At 34.2% G+C, this 23,422-nt stretch carries 21 protein-coding genes; all 21 read left to right on the forward strand.

The features are described 5' to 3' along the window. The first annotated feature begins 503 nt into the window (after window positions 1–503). The 21 genes from CBG49_RS03890 to gmd all read left to right on the forward strand — a co-directional run bounded on the left by CBG49_RS03890 (window position 504) and on the right by gmd (window position 23,420). Window positions 504–881: a GxxExxY protein gene (locus tag CBG49_RS03890; RefSeq protein WP_034555318.1), complete on the forward strand. Its 378-nt coding sequence runs from the start codon at window positions 504–506 to the stop codon at window positions 879–881. A gap of 322 nt (window positions 882–1,203) precedes the next feature. Continuing rightward, window positions 1,204–2,517, forward strand: coding sequence for a lipopolysaccharide biosynthesis protein RfbH (gene rfbH, locus CBG49_RS03895; RefSeq protein WP_088593458.1), 1,314 nt, complete (start codon window positions 1,204–1,206; stop codon window positions 2,515–2,517). Between the two features lie 173 nt (window positions 2,518–2,690). Beyond that, window positions 2,691–3,569, forward strand: coding sequence for an NAD-dependent epimerase/dehydratase family protein (locus CBG49_RS03900; RefSeq protein WP_088593459.1), 879 nt, complete (start codon window positions 2,691–2,693; stop codon window positions 3,567–3,569). Beyond that, complete coding sequence (locus CBG49_RS03905) at window positions 3,566–4,585, forward strand: NAD-dependent epimerase/dehydratase family protein (protein ID WP_088593460.1); 1,020 nt, start codon at window positions 3,566–3,568, stop codon at window positions 4,583–4,585. The genes CBG49_RS03900 and CBG49_RS03905 overlap by 4 nt, the downstream gene beginning before the upstream one ends. Before the next feature lie 9 nt (window positions 4,586–4,594). After that, on the forward strand, window positions 4,595–5,872 hold the full coding sequence (locus CBG49_RS03910; RefSeq protein ID WP_088593461.1) for a protoporphyrinogen/coproporphyrinogen oxidase: 1,278 nt from the start codon (window positions 4,595–4,597) through the stop codon (window positions 5,870–5,872). Continuing rightward, a complete protein-coding gene (gene wzx, locus CBG49_RS03915) occupies window positions 5,869–7,281 on the forward strand; it encodes an O-unit flippase-like protein (RefSeq protein ID WP_088593462.1) in 1,413 nt (470 codons plus the stop codon). The genes CBG49_RS03910 and wzx overlap by 4 nt, the downstream gene beginning before the upstream one ends. After that, window positions 7,278–8,282: a glycosyltransferase family 2 protein gene (locus CBG49_RS03920; RefSeq protein WP_088593463.1), complete on the forward strand. Its 1,005-nt coding sequence runs from the start codon at window positions 7,278–7,280 to the stop codon at window positions 8,280–8,282. Before wzx ends, CBG49_RS03920 begins: the two co-directional genes overlap by 4 nt. After that, window positions 8,279–9,238 (forward strand): nucleotide-diphospho-sugar transferase, encoded by a 960-nt coding sequence (locus tag CBG49_RS03925; RefSeq protein WP_088593464.1) that lies wholly within the window; start codon window positions 8,279–8,281, stop codon window positions 9,236–9,238. Before CBG49_RS03920 ends, CBG49_RS03925 begins: the two co-directional genes overlap by 4 nt. Beyond that, window positions 9,235–10,179, forward strand: a complete 945-nt coding sequence (locus CBG49_RS03930; RefSeq protein ID WP_088593465.1) for a glycosyltransferase family 2 protein — start codon at window positions 9,235–9,237, stop codon at window positions 10,177–10,179. Before CBG49_RS03925 ends, CBG49_RS03930 begins: the two co-directional genes overlap by 4 nt. Further along, window positions 10,169–10,891, forward strand: coding sequence for a glycosyltransferase family 2 protein (locus tag CBG49_RS03935; protein ID WP_088593466.1), 723 nt, complete (start codon window positions 10,169–10,171; stop codon window positions 10,889–10,891). Before CBG49_RS03930 ends, CBG49_RS03935 begins: the two co-directional genes overlap by 11 nt. Further along, window positions 10,891–12,018 carry a non-hydrolyzing UDP-N-acetylglucosamine 2-epimerase gene (gene wecB, locus CBG49_RS03940; protein WP_088593467.1) on the forward strand — a complete coding sequence of 376 codons (1,128 nt, stop codon included), beginning with the start codon at window positions 10,891–10,893 and terminating at the stop codon, window positions 12,016–12,018. Before CBG49_RS03935 ends, wecB begins: the two co-directional genes overlap by 1 nt. Further along, on the forward strand, window positions 12,008–13,024 hold the full coding sequence (locus tag CBG49_RS03945; protein WP_088593468.1) for a glycosyltransferase family protein: 1,017 nt from the start codon (window positions 12,008–12,010) through the stop codon (window positions 13,022–13,024). Before wecB ends, CBG49_RS03945 begins: the two co-directional genes overlap by 11 nt. Next, complete coding sequence (locus tag CBG49_RS03950; protein ID WP_088593469.1) at window positions 13,021–13,833, forward strand: glycosyltransferase family 2 protein; 813 nt, start codon at window positions 13,021–13,023, stop codon at window positions 13,831–13,833. The genes CBG49_RS03945 and CBG49_RS03950 overlap by 4 nt, the downstream gene beginning before the upstream one ends. Continuing rightward, window positions 13,834–14,910 carry an EpsG family protein gene (locus tag CBG49_RS03955; RefSeq protein ID WP_088593470.1) on the forward strand — a complete coding sequence of 359 codons (1,077 nt, stop codon included), beginning with the start codon at window positions 13,834–13,836 and terminating at the stop codon, window positions 14,908–14,910. 5 nt (window positions 14,911–14,915) lie between these two features. Next, a complete protein-coding gene (locus tag CBG49_RS03960; protein WP_088593471.1) occupies window positions 14,916–15,950 on the forward strand; it encodes a glycosyltransferase family 4 protein in 1,035 nt (344 codons plus the stop codon). Further along, window positions 15,947–17,062: a glycosyltransferase gene (locus CBG49_RS03965; protein ID WP_088593472.1), complete on the forward strand. Its 1,116-nt coding sequence runs from the start codon at window positions 15,947–15,949 to the stop codon at window positions 17,060–17,062. The genes CBG49_RS03960 and CBG49_RS03965 overlap by 4 nt, the downstream gene beginning before the upstream one ends. Before the next feature lie 358 nt (window positions 17,063–17,420). Continuing rightward, window positions 17,421–18,122, forward strand: a complete 702-nt coding sequence (locus CBG49_RS03970) for a glycosyltransferase (RefSeq protein ID WP_088593473.1) — start codon at window positions 17,421–17,423, stop codon at window positions 18,120–18,122. After that, a complete protein-coding gene (locus CBG49_RS03975; protein ID WP_088593474.1) occupies window positions 18,119–19,225 on the forward strand; it encodes a glycosyltransferase WbsX family protein in 1,107 nt (368 codons plus the stop codon). Before CBG49_RS03970 ends, CBG49_RS03975 begins: the two co-directional genes overlap by 4 nt. Continuing rightward, the gene (locus CBG49_RS03980; RefSeq protein WP_088593475.1) at window positions 19,222–20,055 is read left to right on the forward strand and encodes a glycosyltransferase family 2 protein; all 834 of its coding nucleotides are present in this window, start codon (window positions 19,222–19,224) and stop codon (window positions 20,053–20,055) included. The genes CBG49_RS03975 and CBG49_RS03980 overlap by 4 nt, the downstream gene beginning before the upstream one ends. A 9-nt stretch (window positions 20,056–20,064) precedes the next feature. Further along, window positions 20,065–21,954 (forward strand): acyltransferase family protein, encoded by a 1,890-nt coding sequence (locus CBG49_RS03985; RefSeq protein ID WP_088593476.1) that lies wholly within the window; start codon window positions 20,065–20,067, stop codon window positions 21,952–21,954. 308 nt (window positions 21,955–22,262) lie between these two features. Beyond that, window positions 22,263–23,420 carry a GDP-mannose 4,6-dehydratase gene (gene gmd, locus CBG49_RS03990; RefSeq protein WP_088593477.1) on the forward strand — a complete coding sequence of 386 codons (1,158 nt, stop codon included), beginning with the start codon at window positions 22,263–22,265 and terminating at the stop codon, window positions 23,418–23,420. Window positions 23,421–23,422: the final 2 nt, after the last annotated feature.

Raw genomic sequence — 23,422 nt, forward strand, 5'->3', positions numbered from 1 at the left:
TAAATTCGTGAGATTTGTGGGCGAAAAACCCATCATTGCAACCTGAAGTATTCGTGCAAATTCTGTAATTATAGGTCAAAACCTATCATCTCAATCGGAAACATTCGTGCAAATTCGTGAGATTCGTGGGCGAAAAACCCATCATTACAACCTGAAGTATTCGTGCAAATTCTGTAATTATAGGACAAAGCCCTATCATCTCAACCTGAAAGATATTCGTGCAAATTCGTGAGATTCGTGGGCGAAAAACCCATCATTGCAACCTGAAGTATTCGTGCAAATTCTGTAATTATAGGTCAAAACCTATCATCTCAATCGGAAACATTCGTGCAAATTCGTGAGATTCGTGGGCGAAAAAAATATCAGCGCAAGCTGAAGTATTCGTGCAAATTTATGAACTTAGAGGTCAGAACCCATCATTGCAACCTGAAAGATATTCGTGTAAATTTGTGAGATTCGTGGGCGAAAAAAAACCTGAAACAAATTGTATCAACAACAAAATGATGATAATAGAAAAAGAACTCTCCTATAAAATTGTAGGAGCTATTTATGAAGTTTACAATCAATTAGGTATAGGATTATTAGAAAAAGTATACGCTTCTGCACTCAAATTTGAGTTAGAGAGCAGAGGGTTAAAAGTACAAACAGAAGTACCTATTCCTGTATACTATAAAGGTAATCTTTTACAAGATGTTGCTTTTAGAATAGATTTATTAGTAGAAGATAGAATTATTGTTGAGATTAAATCAGTAGAAGAACTAAGTGCGAAACACCACAAACAAATTTTAAACTATTTAAAACTATCAAATTTAAAATTAGGAATATTAGTCAATTTCAACGAAGTAGATATCAATGAAGGAATTTTCCGAAAAGTGTTATAGAAACCCCATCATTGCAACCTGAAAAACATTCGTGCAAATTTGTGAGATTCGTGGGCGAAAAAAATATCATTGCAAGCTGAAATATTCGTGCAAATTTATGAACTTAGAGGTCAGAACCCATCATCTCAACCTGAAAGATATTCGTGCAAATTCGTGAGATTCGTGGGCAAAAAAACCATCAGCGCAAGCTGAAACATTCGTGCCAATTCGTAGGTAACCCTCATCATCTCAACCTGAAAAATATTCGTGCAAATTCGTGAGATTCGTGGGCGAAAAAAACTAAAAAACATTCGTACAAATTCGTGGTCAAAAAAAAGAAAATATGTCATTAGAAACAATTAGAGAAGAAATAGCAAAATTAGTAACCCAATATGCCCAAGAGGCTTACAAACCCAAACCCTTTGAAGCAGGAAAAACGGTAATCCCTCCTTCAGGAAAAGTAATCGGTGAGCAAGAACTCCAAAATATGGTCGCCGCCTCTCTCGACGCTTGGCTCACCACAGGACGCTTTAATGCTGCTTTTGAAAAGAAGTTAGCCGCCTTTCTGGGGGTGAAATACTGCATCACTGTAAACTCAGGGTCTTCAGCTAATTTAGTAGCCTTTAGTGCGCTCACATCACCTAAATTAGGTGACCGTGCTATCAAAAAAGGTGATGAAGTAATAGGGGTAGCAGCAGGCTTCCCTACTACGGTGAACCCTATTGTTCAATTTGGGGCAGTACCCGTATTTGTAGATGTAGATCTACATACTCACAATGTAAACGCCGACCTTATAGAACAAGCCATCACCCCTAAAACCAAGGCAATAATGCTTGCCCATACTTTGGGAAACCCTTTCAACTTAGAAAAAATAAAAGCCCTTTGTGAGAAATATAACCTTTGGCTCGTAGAAGACTGCTGCGATGCACTCGGCGCTACCTACAACGGACAAAAAGTAGGTACGTTTGGTGATATTGCTACCCTGAGTTTCTATCCAGCTCACCATATCACAATGGGTGAAGGAGGAGCAGTATTTACTAACAATCCAGAACTAAAAACCATAGCTGAGTCTTTCCGCGATTGGGGGCGTGATTGCTATTGTGCACCAGGTTGTGACAACACTTGCAACTGCCGTTTCTCGCAACAGCACGGTGATTTGCCTTTTGGATATGACCATAAGTATGTATATTCACATTTAGGTTACAACCTAAAAATTAGCGATATGCAAGCCGCTTGCGGATTAGCACAGTTAGACCGCTTAGAGGAGTTTATAGAAAAACGTCGTAAAAATTTCGCCTACCTCAAAGAGCGACTCCAAACCCTTACTGATTTTCTATACCTACCAGAGGCAACCCCCAATAGCGACCCTTCGTGGTTTGGTTTTCCTATCACCCTTAAAGAAGATGCAGGTACCGCACGTGTAGATTTGCTCCGCTTCTTAGACCAGCACAAGATAGGCACACGTTTACTATTTGCGGGTAACCTCACTAAGCAACCCTATTTCAAAGGAGTGGAATACCGTGTAGTGGGTGACCTTACTAATACCGATATCACAATGAATCAAACCTTTTGGGTAGGTATTTATCCAGCTTTAGGCGAAGAACAGTTAGACTATATCGCAGAAAAATTAGAAGAATATTTTGGAGTAAATTTCTAACTTTAGCACAAAATAGGTTTCTTTACAATATCACCCTCATCAGCGCAAGCTGAAGCATTCGTGCAAATTCGTGCAATTCGTGGGCAAACCCCCATCAGCGCAAGCTGAACGTGCCTTTCGTGGGAGTTTTTTCAATCCTACATAGAGCAAGAATTTGAAATAGCAATATAATTATGACGATACTTTTAACGGGCGCAACAGGCTTCCTTGGCAGTCATTTGCTGAAAGCATTTGTAAACAAAGGCTATGAGGTAGTAGTACTCAAACGCTCTACCTCTAATATGTGGCGTTTAAAAGGTTTTGAAAACACCTTTAAAAGCTATGATATAGACCAAGTACCTTTGCAAAAAGCCTTTGAAGAACAATATATAGACACTATCATTCATACAGCCTGTGTGTATGGTAGAAAAGGAGAGAGTATACAGCAGATACTCAAAACAAACTTAATGTTCGGGATAGAATTGCTTAGTACAGCAATAGATTTTAGCACAAAACATTTCCTTAATACTAGTACACTTTTAGGTAAACAAATAAACGCTTATGCCCTTTCAAAAAAACAATTTGAAGAGTGGTTGCAATTGGCGTCTGATAAAATACAAGTAGTGAACTTAAAATTAGAACTTATGTTTGGAGAGCAAGATGGCAATGACAAATTTACCTCTTGGATCTTGAATGAACTCCAGCAGGAAAAAAACATCATCCCACTCACCGCAGGCACACAAAAGCGTGATTTTATTTATATAGACGATGTGGTAAGTGCCTACCTTACTTGTTTAGAACAAGCACCACAACTAAAAGATTTTAATGATATAGAGGTAGGTACAGGTGTACTCACTCCCGTAAAGACTTTTGTAATACTTGTCAAAGAGGTATTAGAAAAACTTAAAGGCAAACCAATAAAAACACAGTTGAATTTTGGAGCACTTCCTTACCGAGAGGGGGAGATTATGGAACCCCAAGTAGATAATAGTAGGTTGTGTTCTTTAGGGTGGCAACCTAAAAGAAGTTTAGAAGAAAATATAGAACAATTTGTAAAAAACGAGATACAATGAAATATTTGATAACAGGCGGTTGCGGCTTCGTAGGAAGCAACTTAGCTCAAGAAGTATTAAAACGAGGAGAAGAATTGGTAGTTTTAGACAATCTTTTCCGTTATGGTAGTGCCCAAAACTTAGATTGGCTCAGAACGCTCGGTAAATTCTCTTATTATCCTTATGATATACGCAACACCAATGATGTAGAAACTGTGATCAAAAAAGAACAGCCTGATATTGTGTTTCATTTGGCTGGACAAGTAGCAATGACTACTTCTATTGAAAACCCACGTTTGGATTTTGAAGTGAATGCAATGGGCACTTTCAACTTATTAGATGCTATTAGAAAATACTGTCCTGATGCTTACATCTTATACTCATCAACCAATAAAGTATATGGCGATTTCGCTAATCTTACTTTTCAAGAAGAACAGATGCGATATACCTGTCAAGAATATCCTAAAGGATTTCCTGAAACTTATCCTTTAGATTTCCATTCGCCTTACGGATGTTCTAAAGGATCAGCCGACCAATATTTATTGGATTTTCATCGTATTTATGGACTTAAAACTATAGTATTTAGACATTCATCAATGTATGGAAGTCATCAGCACGCTACCTTCGACCAAGGTTGGATTGGTTGGTTTGTGCAAAAAGCAATTGAGATAAAACAAGGTACAAATCGAGAACTATTTACTATCTCAGGCAATGGTAAGCAAGTACGTGATGTGCTTTATGCCGATGATGTAGTAAGTCTTTATTTTCAAGGTATCAAATATATAGAACAAGCCAAAGGGCAAGCCTTTAATATAGGTGGAGGTATTGAAAATAGTCTTTCACTACTAGAACTTTTTGCTATGTTAGAAAAACTTTTAGGTATAAAAATGCAATATAAAGAGCTCCCCTTTAGAGAGAGCGATCAATTAGTATTCGTAGCCGATAATACTAAAGCTCAAAAAATATTGCAATGGCAACCTAAAATGACCTCAAAAAGAGGAATAGAAAAAATGGTAGAATGGATTGGAAATAAATAATTAAAAATTTTGGTAGCAATTTTAGGAGCAGGAATAGCAGGTATTGCGGCAGGATATCATTTATCACAAAGAGGTATTGAACATACTATCTTTGAGAAAAATAGTTCTTGGGGAGGCTTATGTGACAACTTTTCAATAGGAGAAGGTTTCTTATTCGATAAGTTTGTTCATCTTTCTTTTACAAAATCAGAAGTGGTAAAAAACCTTTTCCAAAACAATACAGCTTTCTATAGTCATAAGCCTGAATCATCTAATTATTATAAAAACTTATGGTTAAAACATCCTGTACAAAACAACCTTGCCCCTTTGTCTATAGATGAAAAAATAAGAATTATAGAAGATTTTGTCGCTAAACCTACTCTTAATACGATTCAGAACTATGAAGATTGGCTATTGGTGCAATTCGGGACGTATTTTAAAGAGCATTTTCCAGAAAAATACACTTATAAATATTGGACACTTCCTTCAAAAGAACTTTCTACCGACTGGTTAGGCAGTCGAATTAGCATTCCATCTTTAGAAGTACTATTAAGAGGGGCTTTTGAAGTGCAAGAAAAGAACTTTTATTACGCTCAAGAAATGCGCTATCCACAACAAGGAGGCTATAAAAGTTTCCTAAATACAATGGCTACAAACTCTTCTATAAAGACACAGAAAGAAGTTGCTCTTATTGACCCTATTCACAAAAAAATTACTTTTGCAGATGGTTCTGAAACTAACTATGAAAAACTTATTAGCTCTTTACCTCTGCCTGAGATAGTAAAAATCATAAAAGATGCTCCTAAAAGCATTCTTGAAGCTGGAGAGAAACTGTTGTCAACCTCAGGTCAGTTAGTGTCTATAGGATTCAATCGCCCTGATATACCTAAACATTTGTGGTTTTATATCTATGATGAGGATATTTTGCCAGCGAGAGCTTATTCTCCTTCGCTCAAATCACCCTATAATGTACCAAAAGGAAAAAGTTCCTTACAGTTTGAAACCTATTTTTCAAAAAAGAAACCTAAACAACTTTCCGGTGATAGTTTGGTAAACCACATTATCGAAAAAGGTATACAAATGAAACTTTGGGAACTTAACGACATTGCAATCACCGATTATCGAGAAGAAAAATACGCTAATGTAGTATTCGATTTCAATAGAAAGAGCAACGTAGCTCTAATACAAGATTATTTGAGAACAGTAGCTATCATTAGTATAGGCAGATTTGGAGAATGGGATTATTTTTGGAGCGACCAAAGTTTATTAAGTGGCTTTAAAGGAGCTAATATAATAGGAAACAGATGATAAAGATAACTAAAACAGATGTACTTTGGAATTATATAGCGCAGTTCTTTAGTTTAGCTTCTGGGCTCATTACCCTACCTCTTATTTTAAAAATGCTAACTGTAGAAGAAATTGCACTCAACTATATTTTTCTAACAGTTTCATCTTTAGTACTCCTTTTCGACTTTGGCTTTTCACCTCAATTTAGTCGTAATGTAAGCTATGTATACGGAGGTGCTCAAACACTAAAAAAAGAAGGAATAGAAGATGCTTCCTCTGCAGAAGTGGCTATCAACTACCGATTAATAGCTACTCTCGTAAAAGTAGGTCAGTATGTCTATCTCCGTTTAGCATTGTTAGTGCTACTGGTAATGCTCTCTGTCGGAAGTCTATATATTTACAAGGTTACAGATGGTTTCCATTCAGTAGCTCACTCATTGCCTATTTGGATAATTTTTTCAGCCTCTACTGCTTTTACTATTTATTATGAATATTACAATTTCCTACTGACGGGAAAAGGTGCTATCAAAGAAACTAAAATAGCTTTACTCGCCTCTCGGATTGTTTATATAGGGCTTACTTTTTTGTTCTTGTATATAGGTTGGGGACTGATGGGAGTTGTATTGGCAAATTTTATAGCTCCTTTTGTAAATAGAATGTTGTGTTATCGATTTCTTTTTACAGAAGAATTTAGAACCCAGTTAAAACCTTACAATATTAGCAAGGAAGAAATCAGTGCAACTTTTGATGTGATATGGTACAATGCTAAAAAATTAGGCTTAGTTTTTGTAGGAGCTTATGCCATTACAAAATTTAGTATGTTCTTAGCAGGTTTATACTTATCAAACGCAGAAATAGCCTCTTATGGATTGATGATGCAATTGGTAAATATACTCTCAACAGTAGCAACAACTTTTTTTATTACCTTTCAACCCAAATTTGCTGCCTTACGTGTAGAAGGAAACTCACAAGGTTTTGTAAGCTTGTTCTCTTTTAGTATAATTATTTTTTACATACTATTCACTTTAGGTGGAATTATATTACTATTCTTAGGTAATACAATTTTAGGATATATACACTCAAATGCTTTTCTGCCTAATAAATTGATTCTTTGTCTTTATATAATAGTTGTACTTTTAGAAAACAATCACTCACATTTTGCAACAGCTATTATCAGCAAGAATAATATTCCTTTTGTCAAACCTGCTCTTTTAGCAGGAATTGGAATCGCAATAGGAAGTTTTATAGTATTAAAATATACCTCTTGGCGAATTTTAGGCTTAGTCCTTGTACAAGGATTTTGTCAAGCAGTGTACAATAATTGGAAATGGCCTTTTGTCGTACTCAGAGAATTTAAACTCACAATATTTCAATTCATTCATTTAGGTATACAAGAAACTTATTACAAACTAAAAACCATTTTCAAATGAGATATACAGCCGTAACCCATATACCCTCTATAGCTATAAAGCAAGGAGTTGTCCCTGAAGGAGCACAGATTACAATAGCAATCCCTACCTACAAGCGAGCTCACTTGCTTAGAGAGACCCTTGAAAGTTGCTTAGCTCAGCAAACAAACTGCCCTTTTGCTATAATGGTAGTAGACAATAATCCAGAACGAGAGTGCGAAACAGAACAATTGTTACGAGAGTACAAAGCAATTCCCAATCTGTTCTACTATAAAAATACAGAAAACGTAGGGATGACAGGTAATTGGAACAAACTTTTTGAACTATCTCAAACAAACTTTGTGGTAATGCTTCACGATGATGACTTGATCAATCCTTCTTATATCGAAAAAATATATGATGTTTTAAAACTATATAAATATAATGTAAATGCTATTTATGTACAACACTTTCTTTTTACTCATATTTCAGAAATATCTATAAAAGAATCTAATAAAAATTATAGAGTAATTCCCTTAAAACCATTTGATTATATTTTTGGCGTGTTTTCTACAATTTCTGGAGTTTGTTTTAATAAGAAAGTAGCAGTTAAGCTCAATGGCTTTGACGACACACATTATCCCTTGATGGATTATATGTTCAGTTATTCTATTACTAAAGAAACAAAAGTACTTAAAATAGTAGGGGTACCTTTATTAATGTACAGATGTGATGAAAATGTAAGCAGTACAGCAGAAAATACATTCAAACTTATCGATGAATACAAAAAAACTACAGATATTATACTGTTAGATTATCCTTTTTATAAAAAATTATACCCCTCATTCTTTAAGTATTTGATAAAAAAGAATGTTATAGAGGAACAAAAAAGAGTTTTTAATACCCAAGACCCACGTTTAGATGAAAAATATAACGAAATAACAAAAAGCATTACTCCCTATGACAAAATAGTCTATCTTTTTTGGAGAATCCTTAGAAAAGTTAATTTTTTTAGCAAACGATTATATCAAAAAAGAATATGAATACACTAAACACCCCTATTTTATTCCTAATTTTTAATAGATTAGACACTACTAAAAAAGTATTTGAAACTATTAAAAAAAATAAACCCTCAAAACTTTATATCGCAAGCGATGGTGCCAGAGCTCATAAGCAAGGAGAAAAAGAAATTGTACAACAAGTTAGAAATTTTGTATTAGAAAATATCAATTGGGATTGTAAAGTCCAAACTCTCTTCAGGCAAGAAAACTTAGGTTGTAAAGAAGCCGTAAGTACTGCTATCTCTTGGTTTTTTAATAATGAAGAAATGGGTATCATCTTAGAAGATGACTGTTTGCCAGATGATAGTTTTTTCTATTTCTGTCAAGATTTACTTATTAAATACCAAAACGACACTCGAATTTGGCTTATAACAGGTACAAATGATTTGGTAGAAAATGTCTCTACTGATAAAGAATCATACTATTTTTCTAAATATGAACATATTTGGGGGTGGGCTTCTTGGAGAAGAGCTTGGAAATATTACGACAAAGATATTTCTTATTACCCCGACCTGAAAGCTAAAAATATATTTCAAAAACTGTTCGCTAATAAAGATGAGTATCTCTACTTTTCTAAAATATACGACAAATTATATCTAAAAGGTATTGATACTTGGGATTATCAATGGAAACTAACCATAATGATAAATAATGGACTTTCCATTATCCCAACTGTTAATCTGATTTCTAACATAGGATTTGGAGCAGAAGCTACTCATACTCATTCCGCCGAGGATGACAATGCAAACCGAAAAACCGGAAAAATATCTTTCCCTATACAACATCCTCTTTATATAATTCCTAACTTTGAAAAAGATGAGCAAAAAAGAAAATTAATCTTAAAAAAAACAAGCAAACTAAAAATAATGATCAATGTGCTAAAAACTCATAGTATATCTGAAATCTTTAAAAAACTTATACAAAAAATCACAAAATGAATACTCCAAAAGTAAGCGTACTAATTCCAGTGTACAATAGGCAAAATCTGATAGAAGCAACAGTAAAAAGCGCTTTAGATCAAACCTACCCAAATACCGAGATTGTAATCGTCGACAACAAAAGTACTGATAACACTTGGAAAATACTCCAAGCTTTAGCGCAAACTGATGATCGTGTCAAAATTTATCAAAATGAAACCAATATAGGTCCTGTAAGAAATTGGCTAAGATGTATAAACGAAGCTACCGGAGAATATGCTAAAATTCTTTGGTCAGACGACTTAATCGATCCTACCTTCTTAGAAAAAACACTCCCTTTTTTAGAAAATAAAGAAGTAGGATTCGCTTTTACAAGTGCTAAAATTTTTAAAGTTAACATTACAGAACCTCATAAAATCTCTCTCTATAGAATAGGAAAAACAGGATTATATCCCACAGAAAAATATATACAGAGTATTATAGATGATAAAGATTATCCCGTCTCTCCAGCTTGTGCTTTGTTTAGATTAAACGATTTAAAGAATAATACACTTGCCGATATCCCTAACAAAGTAGCAAGTGATTTTGCTATGCACGCTATAGGAAATGATTTGTTGATGTTTTTGCTAACAGCTAATCAATACCAAAAATTTGCGTTCGTAAACGAACCTTTATCCTACTTCAGAGCTCATAACGACTCTATTACTATAGCTTCTAATAGAGAAAAATTATATCTGTATTATGCTTTAGCTGGAGCTTATTTTGTAGAGAATCATCGCCCTGATCTAATAATAAGAATGAATACTAAAATATGGTTCTTACTGAAAAAATATAAAAAACAAGCTAAAAAGTATAATATGTATCATATTTTAGATTTTTATATGAACAATAAAAATCAAAAAATAGATATAAGTTTTATAGCAAAAAAGATATTTAGAAAAATATTGAGCTATGTCAAATAACACACAATCACCCCTCATCACCATCATCACCGTTGCCTATAACGCCGTAAAGGATATTGAAAATACGATCCTATCAGTACTCAATCAAACCTACCCTAATATAGAGTATATCATCATAGATGGAGGTAGTACCGATGGCACTCTTGACATCATCAAAAAATATGAGGGTAAAATTTCCTATTGGGTAAGTGAACCCGATAAAGGCATTTATGATGCTATGAATAAGGGGACACTAAAAGCTTCAGGCGAATGGCTCAACTTTATGAATGCAGGAGATACTTTTTATGATCAGCAAGTATTAGAAAAAGTATTTAAGGATAATAATTGGAGTGATACCGATGTAATCTATGGAGACGTAATATATGTATATCCTGATAAAGAGGAAATACGGAAAACAACTTCTTTAAAAAGAATAAAAGTAGGTATTCCTTTTTGTCATCAATGTGTATTTGTGAAAACTAAACTTCAACAGCAGTATCTATTTAATACAAATTATAAAATTTGTGCTGATTATGATTTTTTTTACACACTATATAAAAAAGGATTTTCTTTTAAATATAAAGAACTGATAATTGCAAAATATTTGGCTGGAGGTCTTTCTTCCAATGTTATTTCTCTATATTTGGAAGAATGGCGTGTTTCAGGATGGAAAAATAGTTTTTATTTTATTATTAGAATAGCTTGGTACAAAATAAAGAAAATATTTAGATAATGACTCAAAAACTCCTTTTTATATTTGGCACACGCCCCGAGGCTATTAAAATGGCTCCGCTCATAAAGGCTTTTCAAAAAGAACCAACTTTTGATACAAAAGTATGTGTGACAGCACAACATCGTGAGATGTTGGATCAAGTGTTAGATTTTTTTGAGATAAAAGCAGATTACGACCTTAATGTGATGAAGCCTAATCAAAATTTGTATACACTTACCGCTACAATTATTACAGAACTAAAAGCTGTTTTAGAGCATTGTAGCCCTAACTATATATTCGTGCACGGCGATACTACTACCACTATGGCAGCGAGTATTGCAGGCTTTTATGCAGGAGCTAAAGTGTGCCATATAGAAGCAGGACTTAGAACTTTTAATAAATATGCACCTTTCCCAGAGGAGATTAACCGAAAAGTAACAGGAGCCATAGCCGATTTTCATTTTGCTCCTACCCAGCAAGCAAAGCAAAACTTATTAAGAGAAGGGGTAGACGAAAAAAGTATTTTGGTAACGGGCAATACAGTGATAGATGCTCTTTTAGAAAGTACAAAAAAAGTAGAAAAATTACAAGACAAAGAGATTGATGCTTTAAAAAAGGCAGTAGATAGCACTAAAAAGCTAATCTTAGTTACAGGACATAGGCGTGAAAACCAAGGCGAAGGCTTTATACATATCTGTCAGGCACTGAAAAAAATCGCTTTACAAAATCCTGAGGTACAGATAGTCTATCCAGTGCACTTAAATCCTAATGTAAAAGAACCTGTTTATCGTATATTATCAGGCATTGAAAATGTAAAGCTCATAGCACCTTTAGCCTATCCTGCCTTTGTTTGGCTGATGAACCAATCTCATCTTATCATTACCGATAGTGGTGGCGTACAAGAGGAAGCGCCTAGCTTAGGCAAACCTGTATTGGTAATGCGTGACACTACCGAGCGCCCTGAAGCAGTAAGTGCAGGTACAGTAATCTTGGTAGGTACCGATGAGCAAAAAATAGTAGGTGAATGCGAGCAACTACTTAACAACCAAGAGAAATATACTAAAATGAGTGCTTTACACAACCCTTATGGCGATGGCAAAGCTTGTGAACGAATCGTAGAATTTTTTAAGAAAAGAAATGAAATATAAAATATTTTTTGAGCAGGGAGACAGACACGATGCTACTATTCACTATGTGAATATTATTAAAAAGGCTTTGGAAAGAGAGTCTGGAGAAGATGTCCTTATAGTAGATAATATTAAACAAATAGAAAAAACAGAAATAGTAGTTGTTGTCAATGCTAAAGCCCATCTAAAACTCCTCTTAAAAAATAGAAAACAGAAAGTAATATGTTGGTATCAAGGCATTATGCCTGAGGAAATATTAGTAAATTATACAAAAAAAGATAAATGGCTAAAATATATTCTTTGGCGATGTTTTGAATATATATCACTAAAATTAGTTTCTTTTGCGTTATTTGTTTCCGATAGAATGAAATATCACTATGAGAATAAATATAAATTCAAATTTAAGGATAATTTTTATGTAATGCCTTGTTTCAATCAGAAATTGATAGAGGAAAGTTTTTTTGTGAAAGGAAAATACGAAACTCCTTCATTTGTATATGCAGGAACTATGTCTAAATGGCAATGTATTGATGAAATGTTACAGATATATAAAGAAATTAAGACTAAAATACCAAATGCAACACTTACTCTATACACTTCTGAAAAAAAAGAAGCTCAAGATTATTTAAAAAAATATAACTTAGAAAATGTCCTAATAGATCACTTGCCTTATAACCAGTTGTTTGAAGCATTACAACATTATAAATATGGATTTATTATCCGTAAAGATATTGAAATGAATAGAGTTGCTACTCCTACAAAAATGAATACTTACTTAGCTAATGGAGTCATACCAATATACAGTAACTATATTTTTGCTTTTAAAGAAGGATTAAAAAATACACAATATCAAATTGAAATATCAAATAATGATGAAGTTTTAGAAGAGATTATCTCTTTTGAGAAAAAAAATATTGAGGCTATTAATGTGTTAGAAAATTACAAATCAACAGTATTTAGCCATTTCTATTCTGAAGATTTTCATATAAATAACCTTATTGAGAAAATAAAGAAAACTAACCTATGAAAATATCATTAGTAACTGCTACTTTGGGGCGTGTAGATGAAATTAACATACTATTAGACTCTCTTGTAAAACAAACATATAAAAACTTTGAACTCATTATTGTAGATCAGAATGAACACTATAAAGTTCAGAATATTGTTGATAGATATACTAATATTTTAAGCATTAAATACATTAGAAGTAGTACAAAAGGGCTTTCTTATAACAGAAATATTGGTATTAAAGAATGTTCTGGAGATATTATAGGCTTTCCTGATGATGATTGTTATTATAGTGAAAATCTCTTAGAAGAAATTGTATATACTTTCAAAGAGAAAAAAAATAAAATTACATTAGTAGAGGCTTATGATAGTATTACTAAAAATATTTTTATCTCTAAAACAGATGTTCTAAGTCGTAAATCTCTATTTAAATACGCTATTTCTTTTAACTTGTTTGTAATCTTTGATAAGAAGAAATTATTTGATGAGCGTCTTGGAGTTGGAACTTTCTTCTCTTCAGGTGAGGAAACTGATTATATATGGCAACTATTAGATAAAAAGGACATAGCTATTTTTGCAAAAAATGCTAAAGTATTTCATCCTCAAAACGCTGCTTCTAACAACTATCAAAGAGCTTATTCCTATGGGCTCGGCTTTGGAGCACTATTTAAAAAAGAAATTTTAGGAAGAAAGCACTATACTTATTTTATAATGTACCTCAAATATCTTATCCGTAGCATAGGGGGAATTGTATTATCCTCTAATAAAAAGTTCTATTGGGGAAGCTTGAAGGGGAGAATTAAAGGTTTTTTATTATTTAAATTATAAATGTACTTTTTAGTGCCCATATATTCGTTTTTAGCTTTTACAGCTCGCTTCTTCTTTACAGAGAAACTCTCTAAAGAAGTCAAAACCTATATATATGTATTCAGCTATATCCCTGTTATTTTCGCGCTTCTATACATCGCAGGATTAAGAGATATAACAGTAGGTACAGATACTGCTCATTATCGAGATATTTTTAATAACCCCGACGATATTGAAATAGGGTTTCAGTGGTTCGCTGAATTTATAAAATATATAGGAGGTAATTTCCACCTTTTTCTCTTCTTATTTTTCTTTATCTCATTATCCCTAAAGGTATACGCTTTTAAAAAAGTCTCTTTATATCCCTTACTTTCTATTTGTATTTATTCAAGCTTTTGGTTTTTAGTATATGAAATGAATGGTATTCGGCAAGGGCTTGCTTTAGGTTTTATAGCTCTGAGTTACTATTTTCTCTCCGTAAATAAAAATTGGTATTTCTATTTGTCGCTTTTAGGAGCTATTTTATTTCATTACTCAGCACTCGTTTTTCTACCAATTATCTTTATTATAAAAAAGAAATGCACAAATCTCATCTTCTGGATAGTATTAGGGATTATAGTCCCCTCTGCTTACTTAGGGGTAACCTCTTTTATATTAGAAGGATTAGGTACTATTATAGGGGTTGATTTGCGCCTAATAGAAAGAATTATATCCTATCGAAACGATGAGTCTTATAATGCTAATATTCTCTATTCATTCAGTACATTTGTGAGATTTGTAATATTATTCATTACTTTTTTCTTTATCAATAGAGTTCACCTTTCTGAAAGAACAAAAAATATATTCTTATGGTGTGCTCTCTTAAATATTAGTATCTATCTTTTGTTCAGTGAGGTAGAGATTATCGCTACAAGGCTCTCTTTGTATTACCGCTTTTATGAATGTTTCTTTTTAGCTTGTTTGCCTAATGCTTTTAAAGGAAAAGTAACCAAAATTTTGATAGGATTCCTTTTGTGTTTATATGCTCTTTCTCAAATAATAAAAACATTAGCCATCCCAAATAATGCTTTAGTGCCTTATAAATCTATATTGTTCTAATAAATATGAAAATAGCTATCGATTGTAGAATGTATAATAGTTCAGGTATTGGAACTTATTTACAAGGTATTCTTCCTTATCTATTGGCTGAGCAGAAGAATAATTACCTATTGTTAGGAAATTTCAATATACTATCTAAATATAAAGCAAAGAATGTAGAAATTCAAGAAGTAAATATACCTATATTTTCAGTAAAAGAATTATTTTGCTTCCCTTGTGCAAAAATCAACTCTTACGACGTATTTTTAACCCCTAATTTTAATATCCCAATAGGAATAAAAATACCTATTTATGCTTTTATCCACGATGTTGTTTTCTTAGACATCAAAGAACTTACTTCAAAAATAGGTTACTATATAAGAAAATTTTATTTAAATAGGGCTGTTAAAATAGCTAAAAAAATATTTACTGTTTCAGAATTCTCTAAAAAAAGAATTTCATTCCATTTCAAAAAAGCAAAAGATATTGTTGTAGCTCCTTGTGCTATTAAAAATGAGCTCATAAATTATTTCCCACAAAAAGTTTCTATTTCCAAAGAATTTATTATCTTTGTAGGCAATATCAAACCTCACAAGGGCTTAGAAACCTTAGTGAAAGGCTGGAGATATGCAAGAAAAAAAGGATTTGATAAACAATTGGTAATAGTAGGCGAAAAAGAAGGATTTAAAACCAAACTCTCTAATGAAGAGTTCCTTAAAGATCAAAATATTATTTTTACAGGTAAAATATCCGATGAGGAACTCTATAACTATATGAATGAGGCTTCTATACTGGTGCAACCATCAATTTATGAAGGTTTTGGGCTTCCTCCCTTAGAAGCTCTTTATTTAGGAAAAACTTGTTTATTGTCTGATATTGAGGTTTTTAAAGAAATTTATGCCGAATTCCAAAATTGCTATTTTTTTAATAAAGAAAGTCCAGAAGATTTAGCAAAAAAATTATTGTCCTTATCTCCTCAAAAAATAGAACAAAAAAATTTTATAAACAATCATTTTCATTTTAAAAAAACTACTCAAATCATTTTAGAAAATATAGTATGAAAATATTGCAAATAGGAAAATTCTATCTTCCTCATTCAGGAGGTGTAGAAAAAGTTCATTTTGATCTTGTTGAAGGACTAAATGAAAAAGGTATTCAAACAGATGTTTTATGTGCTAATCATTTAAAAGGAAATTCTTTTTTTGATGAACACTATAAAATATTTGCAGCTCATACTATAAAAGTATTAGCTTCTACCCCTTTGAGTTATAGTATAATTCCAATTCTCAAAAAAATACAACATAATTATGATATTATACACATCCATTTACCTAATCCAATGGCTAATTTAGCTGTTTTTCTCACCCAACCTAAAGCTAAAATTATACTACATTGGCATAGTGATATCATACGACAAAAAAAACTACTTAAACTATACGCCCCCTTACAAACCTGGTTATTAAAAAAAGCAGACAAAATAGTCATTACAACCCCCACTTATGTAGAAGGATCTTCTACCTTAAAAAAATATAAAGATAAAATAACTTGCATTCCTATTGGTATTGACAATAAAGAACTAACAGTAAATGAAACAAAGCTCAATGAGTTAAAAAAAGAATATAAAGAAAAAAAAATAGTATTCTATTTAGGAAGATTAGTTTATTATAAAGGTATTGAATACCTTATTGAAGCTTCAAAATCCTTACCCGATGATACAATTATTTTAATAGCTGGTATAGGAGAACTAAAAGACAAACTTCAAAAACAAATACATTCCTATAATTTGGAAGACAAAGTAAAACTCTTAGGAAAAATCCCTTTTGAAGAGTTAGGTGCTTATTATCAACTTTGTGATATATTTTGCCTCCCCTCTACCGAGCGCTCAGAAGCTTTTGGAGTAGTACAAATCGAAGCTATGGCTTTTGGAAAACCTGTTATTTCTACAAGTATCAAAGGTTCAGGGGTTGATTGGGTAAACCTCAATAATGTATCAGGCATTATTGTGCCCCCTAAAGATGCTAACAAATTAGCAGAAGCTATTATAGAATTGCTTACTGATGAAAAGAAATATCAACAGCTATCAATAGGTGCTAAAAAAAGATATGAAGAAGAGTTTACAAAAGAGAAAATGGTTGAAAAATTTAGAAATTTATATTTAGAAATACTAAAATAGCCCCAGTTCGATATAACAGAACATTATAATTCCCCGTCAGGTGAAAATTCGTGAGATAATAAAAAATAAAGACTTTTATGCACTCCCAAATTCGTGAAAATTCGTGTAATTCGTGGGAAATTAAAAATATTTTGCTGATTGTTAAATAATTACTTATGCCGAACTCACGTTAATTAGCCAAAGTTTCACACTGTGTTTGAATTGTGTTATGTAGAGGTGTTTCGCAAACACCCACACAAATAGAGCTTTTTTTAAAACACCTTCAAAACTTTTCACTATTCATTTTTTAGAAAAAACAACAACGTTTACAATATTTTTTGTATCTTCGCGTTTCAAACACTAAACATTCATCGTCCTGATGCTACTCTCTATCATCATCCCCACATATAATTCGGCTTCGCATATAGCTCACTGCCTTTCTCTTATACAGCAACAATTAGGGGAAAATCATCACTGCGAAGTGGTAGTCGTAGATGGTAAATCTACCGATGAAACCCTAACTATTGTAGAGAGTTTTAGTTCTAAAATCCCTCAATTGAGATGGATTTCTGAAAAAGACAAAGGAATTTACGATGCAATGAACAAGGGGATTGCACTCGCTCAAGGAAAATTTCTCTATTTCTTAGGCGCCGATGATGAAATTACCTTCACTATAAACCAAATAACCCCAATATTGCAAAATGAGAACACCATCTATTACGGCAATGTACTTTTAAAAAACACACAAACACTATACGACGGCGCGTTTACAACCGCCAAACTCATAGAGCAAAATATATGTCACCAAGCAATTTTCTATCCTAAGAAAATAGTAGAACAACACCCGTACAATCTAAAATACAAGTTATTAGCCGATTATGAGTTAAACCTAAAACTCTGGTCAAAATACAAATTTGAATACGTAGATCTCACCATAGCCGTATATAGCAACGATGGGATTTCTACCCAAGTGAAAGATGTACAATTTAAAAGTGATTTCCTTTCTATACTCTATAAGTATTTGGGAATAAAATATGTAATAATAAAAATATACAACAAACTTAAAAGAACACTACAATGAAATATATAGCCTTCTATTTCCCTCAGTTTCACTCTATAGAAGAAAACAACCAATGGTGGGGACACCAATTTACCGATTGGGAATTGGTACAAGCCGCCCAACAATATACTGAAGAACAACGACAACCCCGAATCCCTTTAAACAACAACTACTACGACCTTACTGAAGCTGAGGTAATTGCTTGGCAAACCCAATTGGCAAAAAAATACGGCTTAGCAGGCTTCAATTTCTATCACTATTGGTTTGATGGCAAGCTATTGTTAGGCAAACCTATGGAGTTGTTTTTAGCAAACCCTAACAATAACCTCAACTTCTGTATCACTTGGGCAAACGAAACTTGGACAAAACAGTGGATCGGTAGCTCCGAAATACTGATGGAACAAAAACATTTAAATGATAAAGATCTTTGGCAACAACATTTTGATTATTTGTTACCTTTTTTCAAAGACCCTCGTTATATTACCATAGACCAAAAACCTGTGTTTTGCATCTATCGCCCTGAACTCAATAAACATCAAACCCAATGGATGAACTTCTTCAACCAAAAAGCTCGTGAAAATGGTTTTGAAGGTATTTATTTTATCGGAATGAAATCTTATGACCTCGATAGAGAAGACGAAGTGTATAGCAGCTTCCAAGCCAAAATGCTCTTTCAACCGCGCTATCTTTTCAACAAAAAATTCTTCCAACGCAAATCGTGGGTGTCAGCAATAGAAAAAAAACTCAGACGTTTGCCTGAAAAAATGCAATTCTGGATAGGCCGACTCAAATTTAAAATGGAAAAAAGCCAAAAAGTAGATTATGTAGCTTTTGGTGAAGCCCTCTTAGCCTTAGCACAACAAACCCAAGATAAAACCTATCAATCAATTATTGTAGATTGGGATAACACTCCCCGATACAAAAATCGCTCTAAATTCTTTGTAAATGCTACTCCTGCTAATTTTGAACACTTTTTAAAAGAACTCTCTCTTATCGAAGCTGCCAAAGGAAATGAATTTGTATTCATCAATGCTTGGAATGAATGGTCGGAAGGCGCTTATTTAGAACCTGACACTACTTATGAGTACCAATATTTAGACGTCATTAAAAAATTATCGGAATGAAACTCTCTGCCTCTATAGTGTTATATCAAACCGACCTCACCCCTTTAAAAAAAGCAATCGATAGCTACTTCGCTTGCCAAACCCAGCAGCTACAGCTATTCCTTGTCGACAACTCACCTACCGATGAGCTCAAAAGCCTTGTAACGATGTACCCCGATAAGGAAATACACTATATTTTCAACAACGAGAATATGGGGTACGGCAAAGCTCATAATATTGCTATCAAAAAATCTATGGAGCAAGGGCTGCCCTATCACATAGTCTTAAATCCTGATATTGTCATACAAAAAGGCACCTTAGAAAAACTCACTCATTATATGAATCACCACCCCGAGGTAGGCAATATAATGCCAAAAATCATCTATCCCAATGGTCAGCTGCAATACCTTTGCAAACTCCTACCTTCCCCTCTCGACCTTATTTTTAGGCGTTTCATCCCTTTCAAAAAGTGGAGAGATAAAAGCAACAAACGTTTTGAGTTACACGCCTTTAGTTATAACAAAACGATGAACATCCCCATCCTTTCGGGGTGTTTTATGTTCTTGCGCACCGAAGCCCTTGAGAATGTAGGATTATTTGATGAGCACCTTTTTATGTATATGGAAGATTTCGACCTCAACCGTCGCATCCATCGTGCCTACAAAACCATCTTCTTCCCCGAAGCCGTCGTTGTACACGAATACCAAAAAGCATCCTATAAAAATATCAAACTCCTCAAATCCCATATCAAATCCGCTATTTATTACTTCAATAAGTACGGCTGGTTTTTCGATAAGGAAAGAAAGAAAATCAATCAAGAAACCTTAAAACAAATCTTAGAAAAGGACTAAAAACTTACTATGCTGAAAAAGAATACTTATCGCCCCGACATCGATGGACTTCGCGCTTTAGCGGTTTTAGCCGTTGTATTATTTCATTTAAGTCCAACGCTCTTGCCCAATGGCTTTTTGGGGGTAGATATCTTTTTCGTTATTTCAGGTTTTCTCATTACCACTATTCTCTACCGTGAGATGGAGCAAAACAACTTTTCGTTTGCCAATTTCTACAATAGGCGCATCAGGCGAATTCTTCCTGTTTGTTTTGTAGTGATAGTTGTAGGGTTATTGCTCACACGATGGCTCTTCTTAACCAAAGATTTTTATAGCGTTGCCAACAGTGCAGTAGCTTCTGTTTTCTTTCTGTCTAACTTCTATTTTGCAAGAGTAGGAGGCTATTTTGATATTGCTACCGAAGAACGCCCCTTCAATCATATATGGTCACTATCTGTAGAAGAACAATTCTATTTCATTTTTCCTCTATTGTTGTGGTTAGTGTTTAAAAGTAAGTTCCTCAGAAAACATATCATAGCTGTATTACTCTCTACAATGTTTTTCTTGCTATGCCTCTCCTTCTTACCTTTAGAGAAAATAGGCATACACTTAGATGCTTACTACCTCCCTCATTTGCGAATGATAGAGTTGCTCACAGGCTCATTATTAGCTGTAATCTTGTGCTTAAAAGGCAATCATTTGTCAGTACAAATGTCTAATATATTAGGTAGTAGCACTTTGGTAATAGTCATAGCTTGCTTATGTGTGAAGAATGTATTTGTACCTCCATTTTTCCCAGGAGTAACCTCACTTTTATTGTGTGTCCCTACAGCGCTACTAATTGTAGCCAATGAAAAAGGAAGCTATGTGAAAAAACTATTTTCAATACCACCTATAGTGTGGATAGGAAAACTCTCGTATTCTCTATACTTATGGCATTGGGTTGTATTAGCAATGTGTAGGTATTTTTTAGGAGTAGGCGACTTACCTTTCGGGGTCGCTTTAGGGGCTTTTATACTAATGTTCTTACTTTCAATCATCACCTATTATTTTGTAGAACAACCTTTTAGAAAGAAAAAATACACTTTCAAGAAAAGCTTTTTGTATTTATACCTATTGCCTCTTATTGTAGTGATAGCTATTAGTTACAGCCTATATCAAGCAAAAATTCCTGAGCTTCAAAAAACTTCATCACACTTTCCACCAGTAGTGTGTGAAAAATGTACTACTTCAAAAGATACCTTGCAAACATTAGGTGATACGAAAAGCCTTTATCCTAAAAAAATCCTTTTTGTAGGCGATAGCCATACCTCTCATTTATCCCCTTTCATAGATATAGTAGGTAAAAAAGAAGGTTGGAAAGCCGATGTCCTATCAGCAGGAGCTTGTCCATCGTTATTAAACACTCAAGGTTGGAAACCTTCACCCGAATGCCAAAAGGCACTTGATTACTTGCAAGAACACTACCTCCAGTACAATGTTATCTTTTTAGTAAACTCATATACTACCGATAGAGAAAATATCCCTGCATATACACAAAAGTTCATCGCTACTATACGCACCTTGTTAGCTGCAGGGAAAGACGTTTATGTACTAAACTCCTCAGCTAATTTTGATTATGATGTTCAAAGAAACCAAAAGCTCAAAGAACAAGTAGGAATCCAATACTTTACCTCTCTTAGAGGAGAAAAATACAAGAAAAATTACGAACGTTGGGAAAGATTTGCCTCCACTCTAAAAACCGAATTTCCTACCCTCCATATAATAGACCTCTCTCATTACATCCCTAATGATGGTTGTATAGCAGGAAAACCAATAATGTACGACACCAATCATTTCAACACCTACGGAGCTCAACAAATAGCAGCTCTTTTCATAGCAAATGGAGAAAAACTCCTTAAACTTGAGGACAGGCGATAAATCATAAACTTTGTCAAAGTCCCAAAACTTTGACAAATCCTATGACTCTGATAATCGATCACTTTTAGTCACATTGTAGGGGCGTTTTGCAAACGCCCTCTCAAGAAAAACTTTTAGGACAGCCTCAAATTCGTGAGATAATAAAAAATAAAGACTTTTATGCACTCCCAATTTCGTGAAAATTCGTGAAATTCGTGGGCAAGGGCAGTCAATACCTACTAAAAAATATCTACAAAAAGTATCTTTATCTCCAATATTTTTCGTAACTTCGCCCCTTGAACAATCTCCTTTATTACACCAATAATAAAATGACAAAAAAAGCACTCATTACAGGTATTACAGGGCAAGATGGCGCCTATCTCGCCGAATACCTCCTCAAAAAAGGATATGAGGTACACGGTATGAAACGCCGATCATCCCTCTTCAATACCGACCGTATCGACCACCTCTACCAAGACCCTCATTTAGAACATCGCAACCTCATCCTACACTACGGTGACCTTACCGATAGTATGAATATCACACGCCTTGTCCAAGAGGTACAACCCGATGAAATCTACAACCTCGCTGCGATGAGTCACGTGCACGTGAGTTTTCAAACTCCCGAATACGTCGGTAACGCCGATGGTCTGGGCACCTTGCGCATCCTCGAAGCTGTACGCCTCTTGGGGCTTACCGAAAAAACACGTATCTATCAGGCTTCTACCTCTGAACTTTATGGATTAGTGCAAGAAGTACCTCAAAGTGAGCGCACTCCTTTCTATCCGCGTTCGCCTTATGCAGTCGCTAAATTGTATGCCTATTGGATTACTGTCAATTACCGCGAAGCCTATAATATGCACGCATCTAATGGTATCCTCTTCAACCACGAATCTCCTATACGTGGGGAGACTTTCGTAACCCGCAAGGTAACCCGTGCGCTCAGCAGGGTAGCGTTGGGTATGCAGGATAAGTTCTATATGGGTAACCTCAGCTCTCAACGCGACTGGGGGCACGCCAAAGACTATATCAAGGCGATGTACCTCATCTTGCAACAACCCGCTCCTAGTGATTATGTAATTGCTACAGGTATCACTACCGCCATCCGCGATTTTATCACAATGGCAGCTAAAGAAATAGGTCTCACTCTCGAATTTAAAGGTGAAGGCGTAAACGAAAAAGGATATATCACCGCGGTAGATACTTCTGTTTTCAGCGAAAAAGTAGGTGAAAAGTACCTCAGTGCTATACGCGAACGTATTGCCAATAACCCCGAAGTGGTAAATGTAGACCCTCAATATTTCCGCCCTACCGAAGTGGATTTACTCATTGGTGACCCTACCAAATCGCAAACCGTTTTAGGTTGGAAACCCGAGTACGACCTTAAAGGACTGATTGAAGATATGATGCGCTCGGATATCAAACTCTTCAAACGCGATGCTTACCTCAAAGAAGGTGGCTTCACTGTAATGAATTACTTTGAATAACA

This window comes from Capnocytophaga endodontalis, from assembly GCF_002209445.1.
GTDB lineage: Bacteria > Bacteroidota > Bacteroidia > Flavobacteriales > Flavobacteriaceae > Capnocytophaga > Capnocytophaga periodontitidis.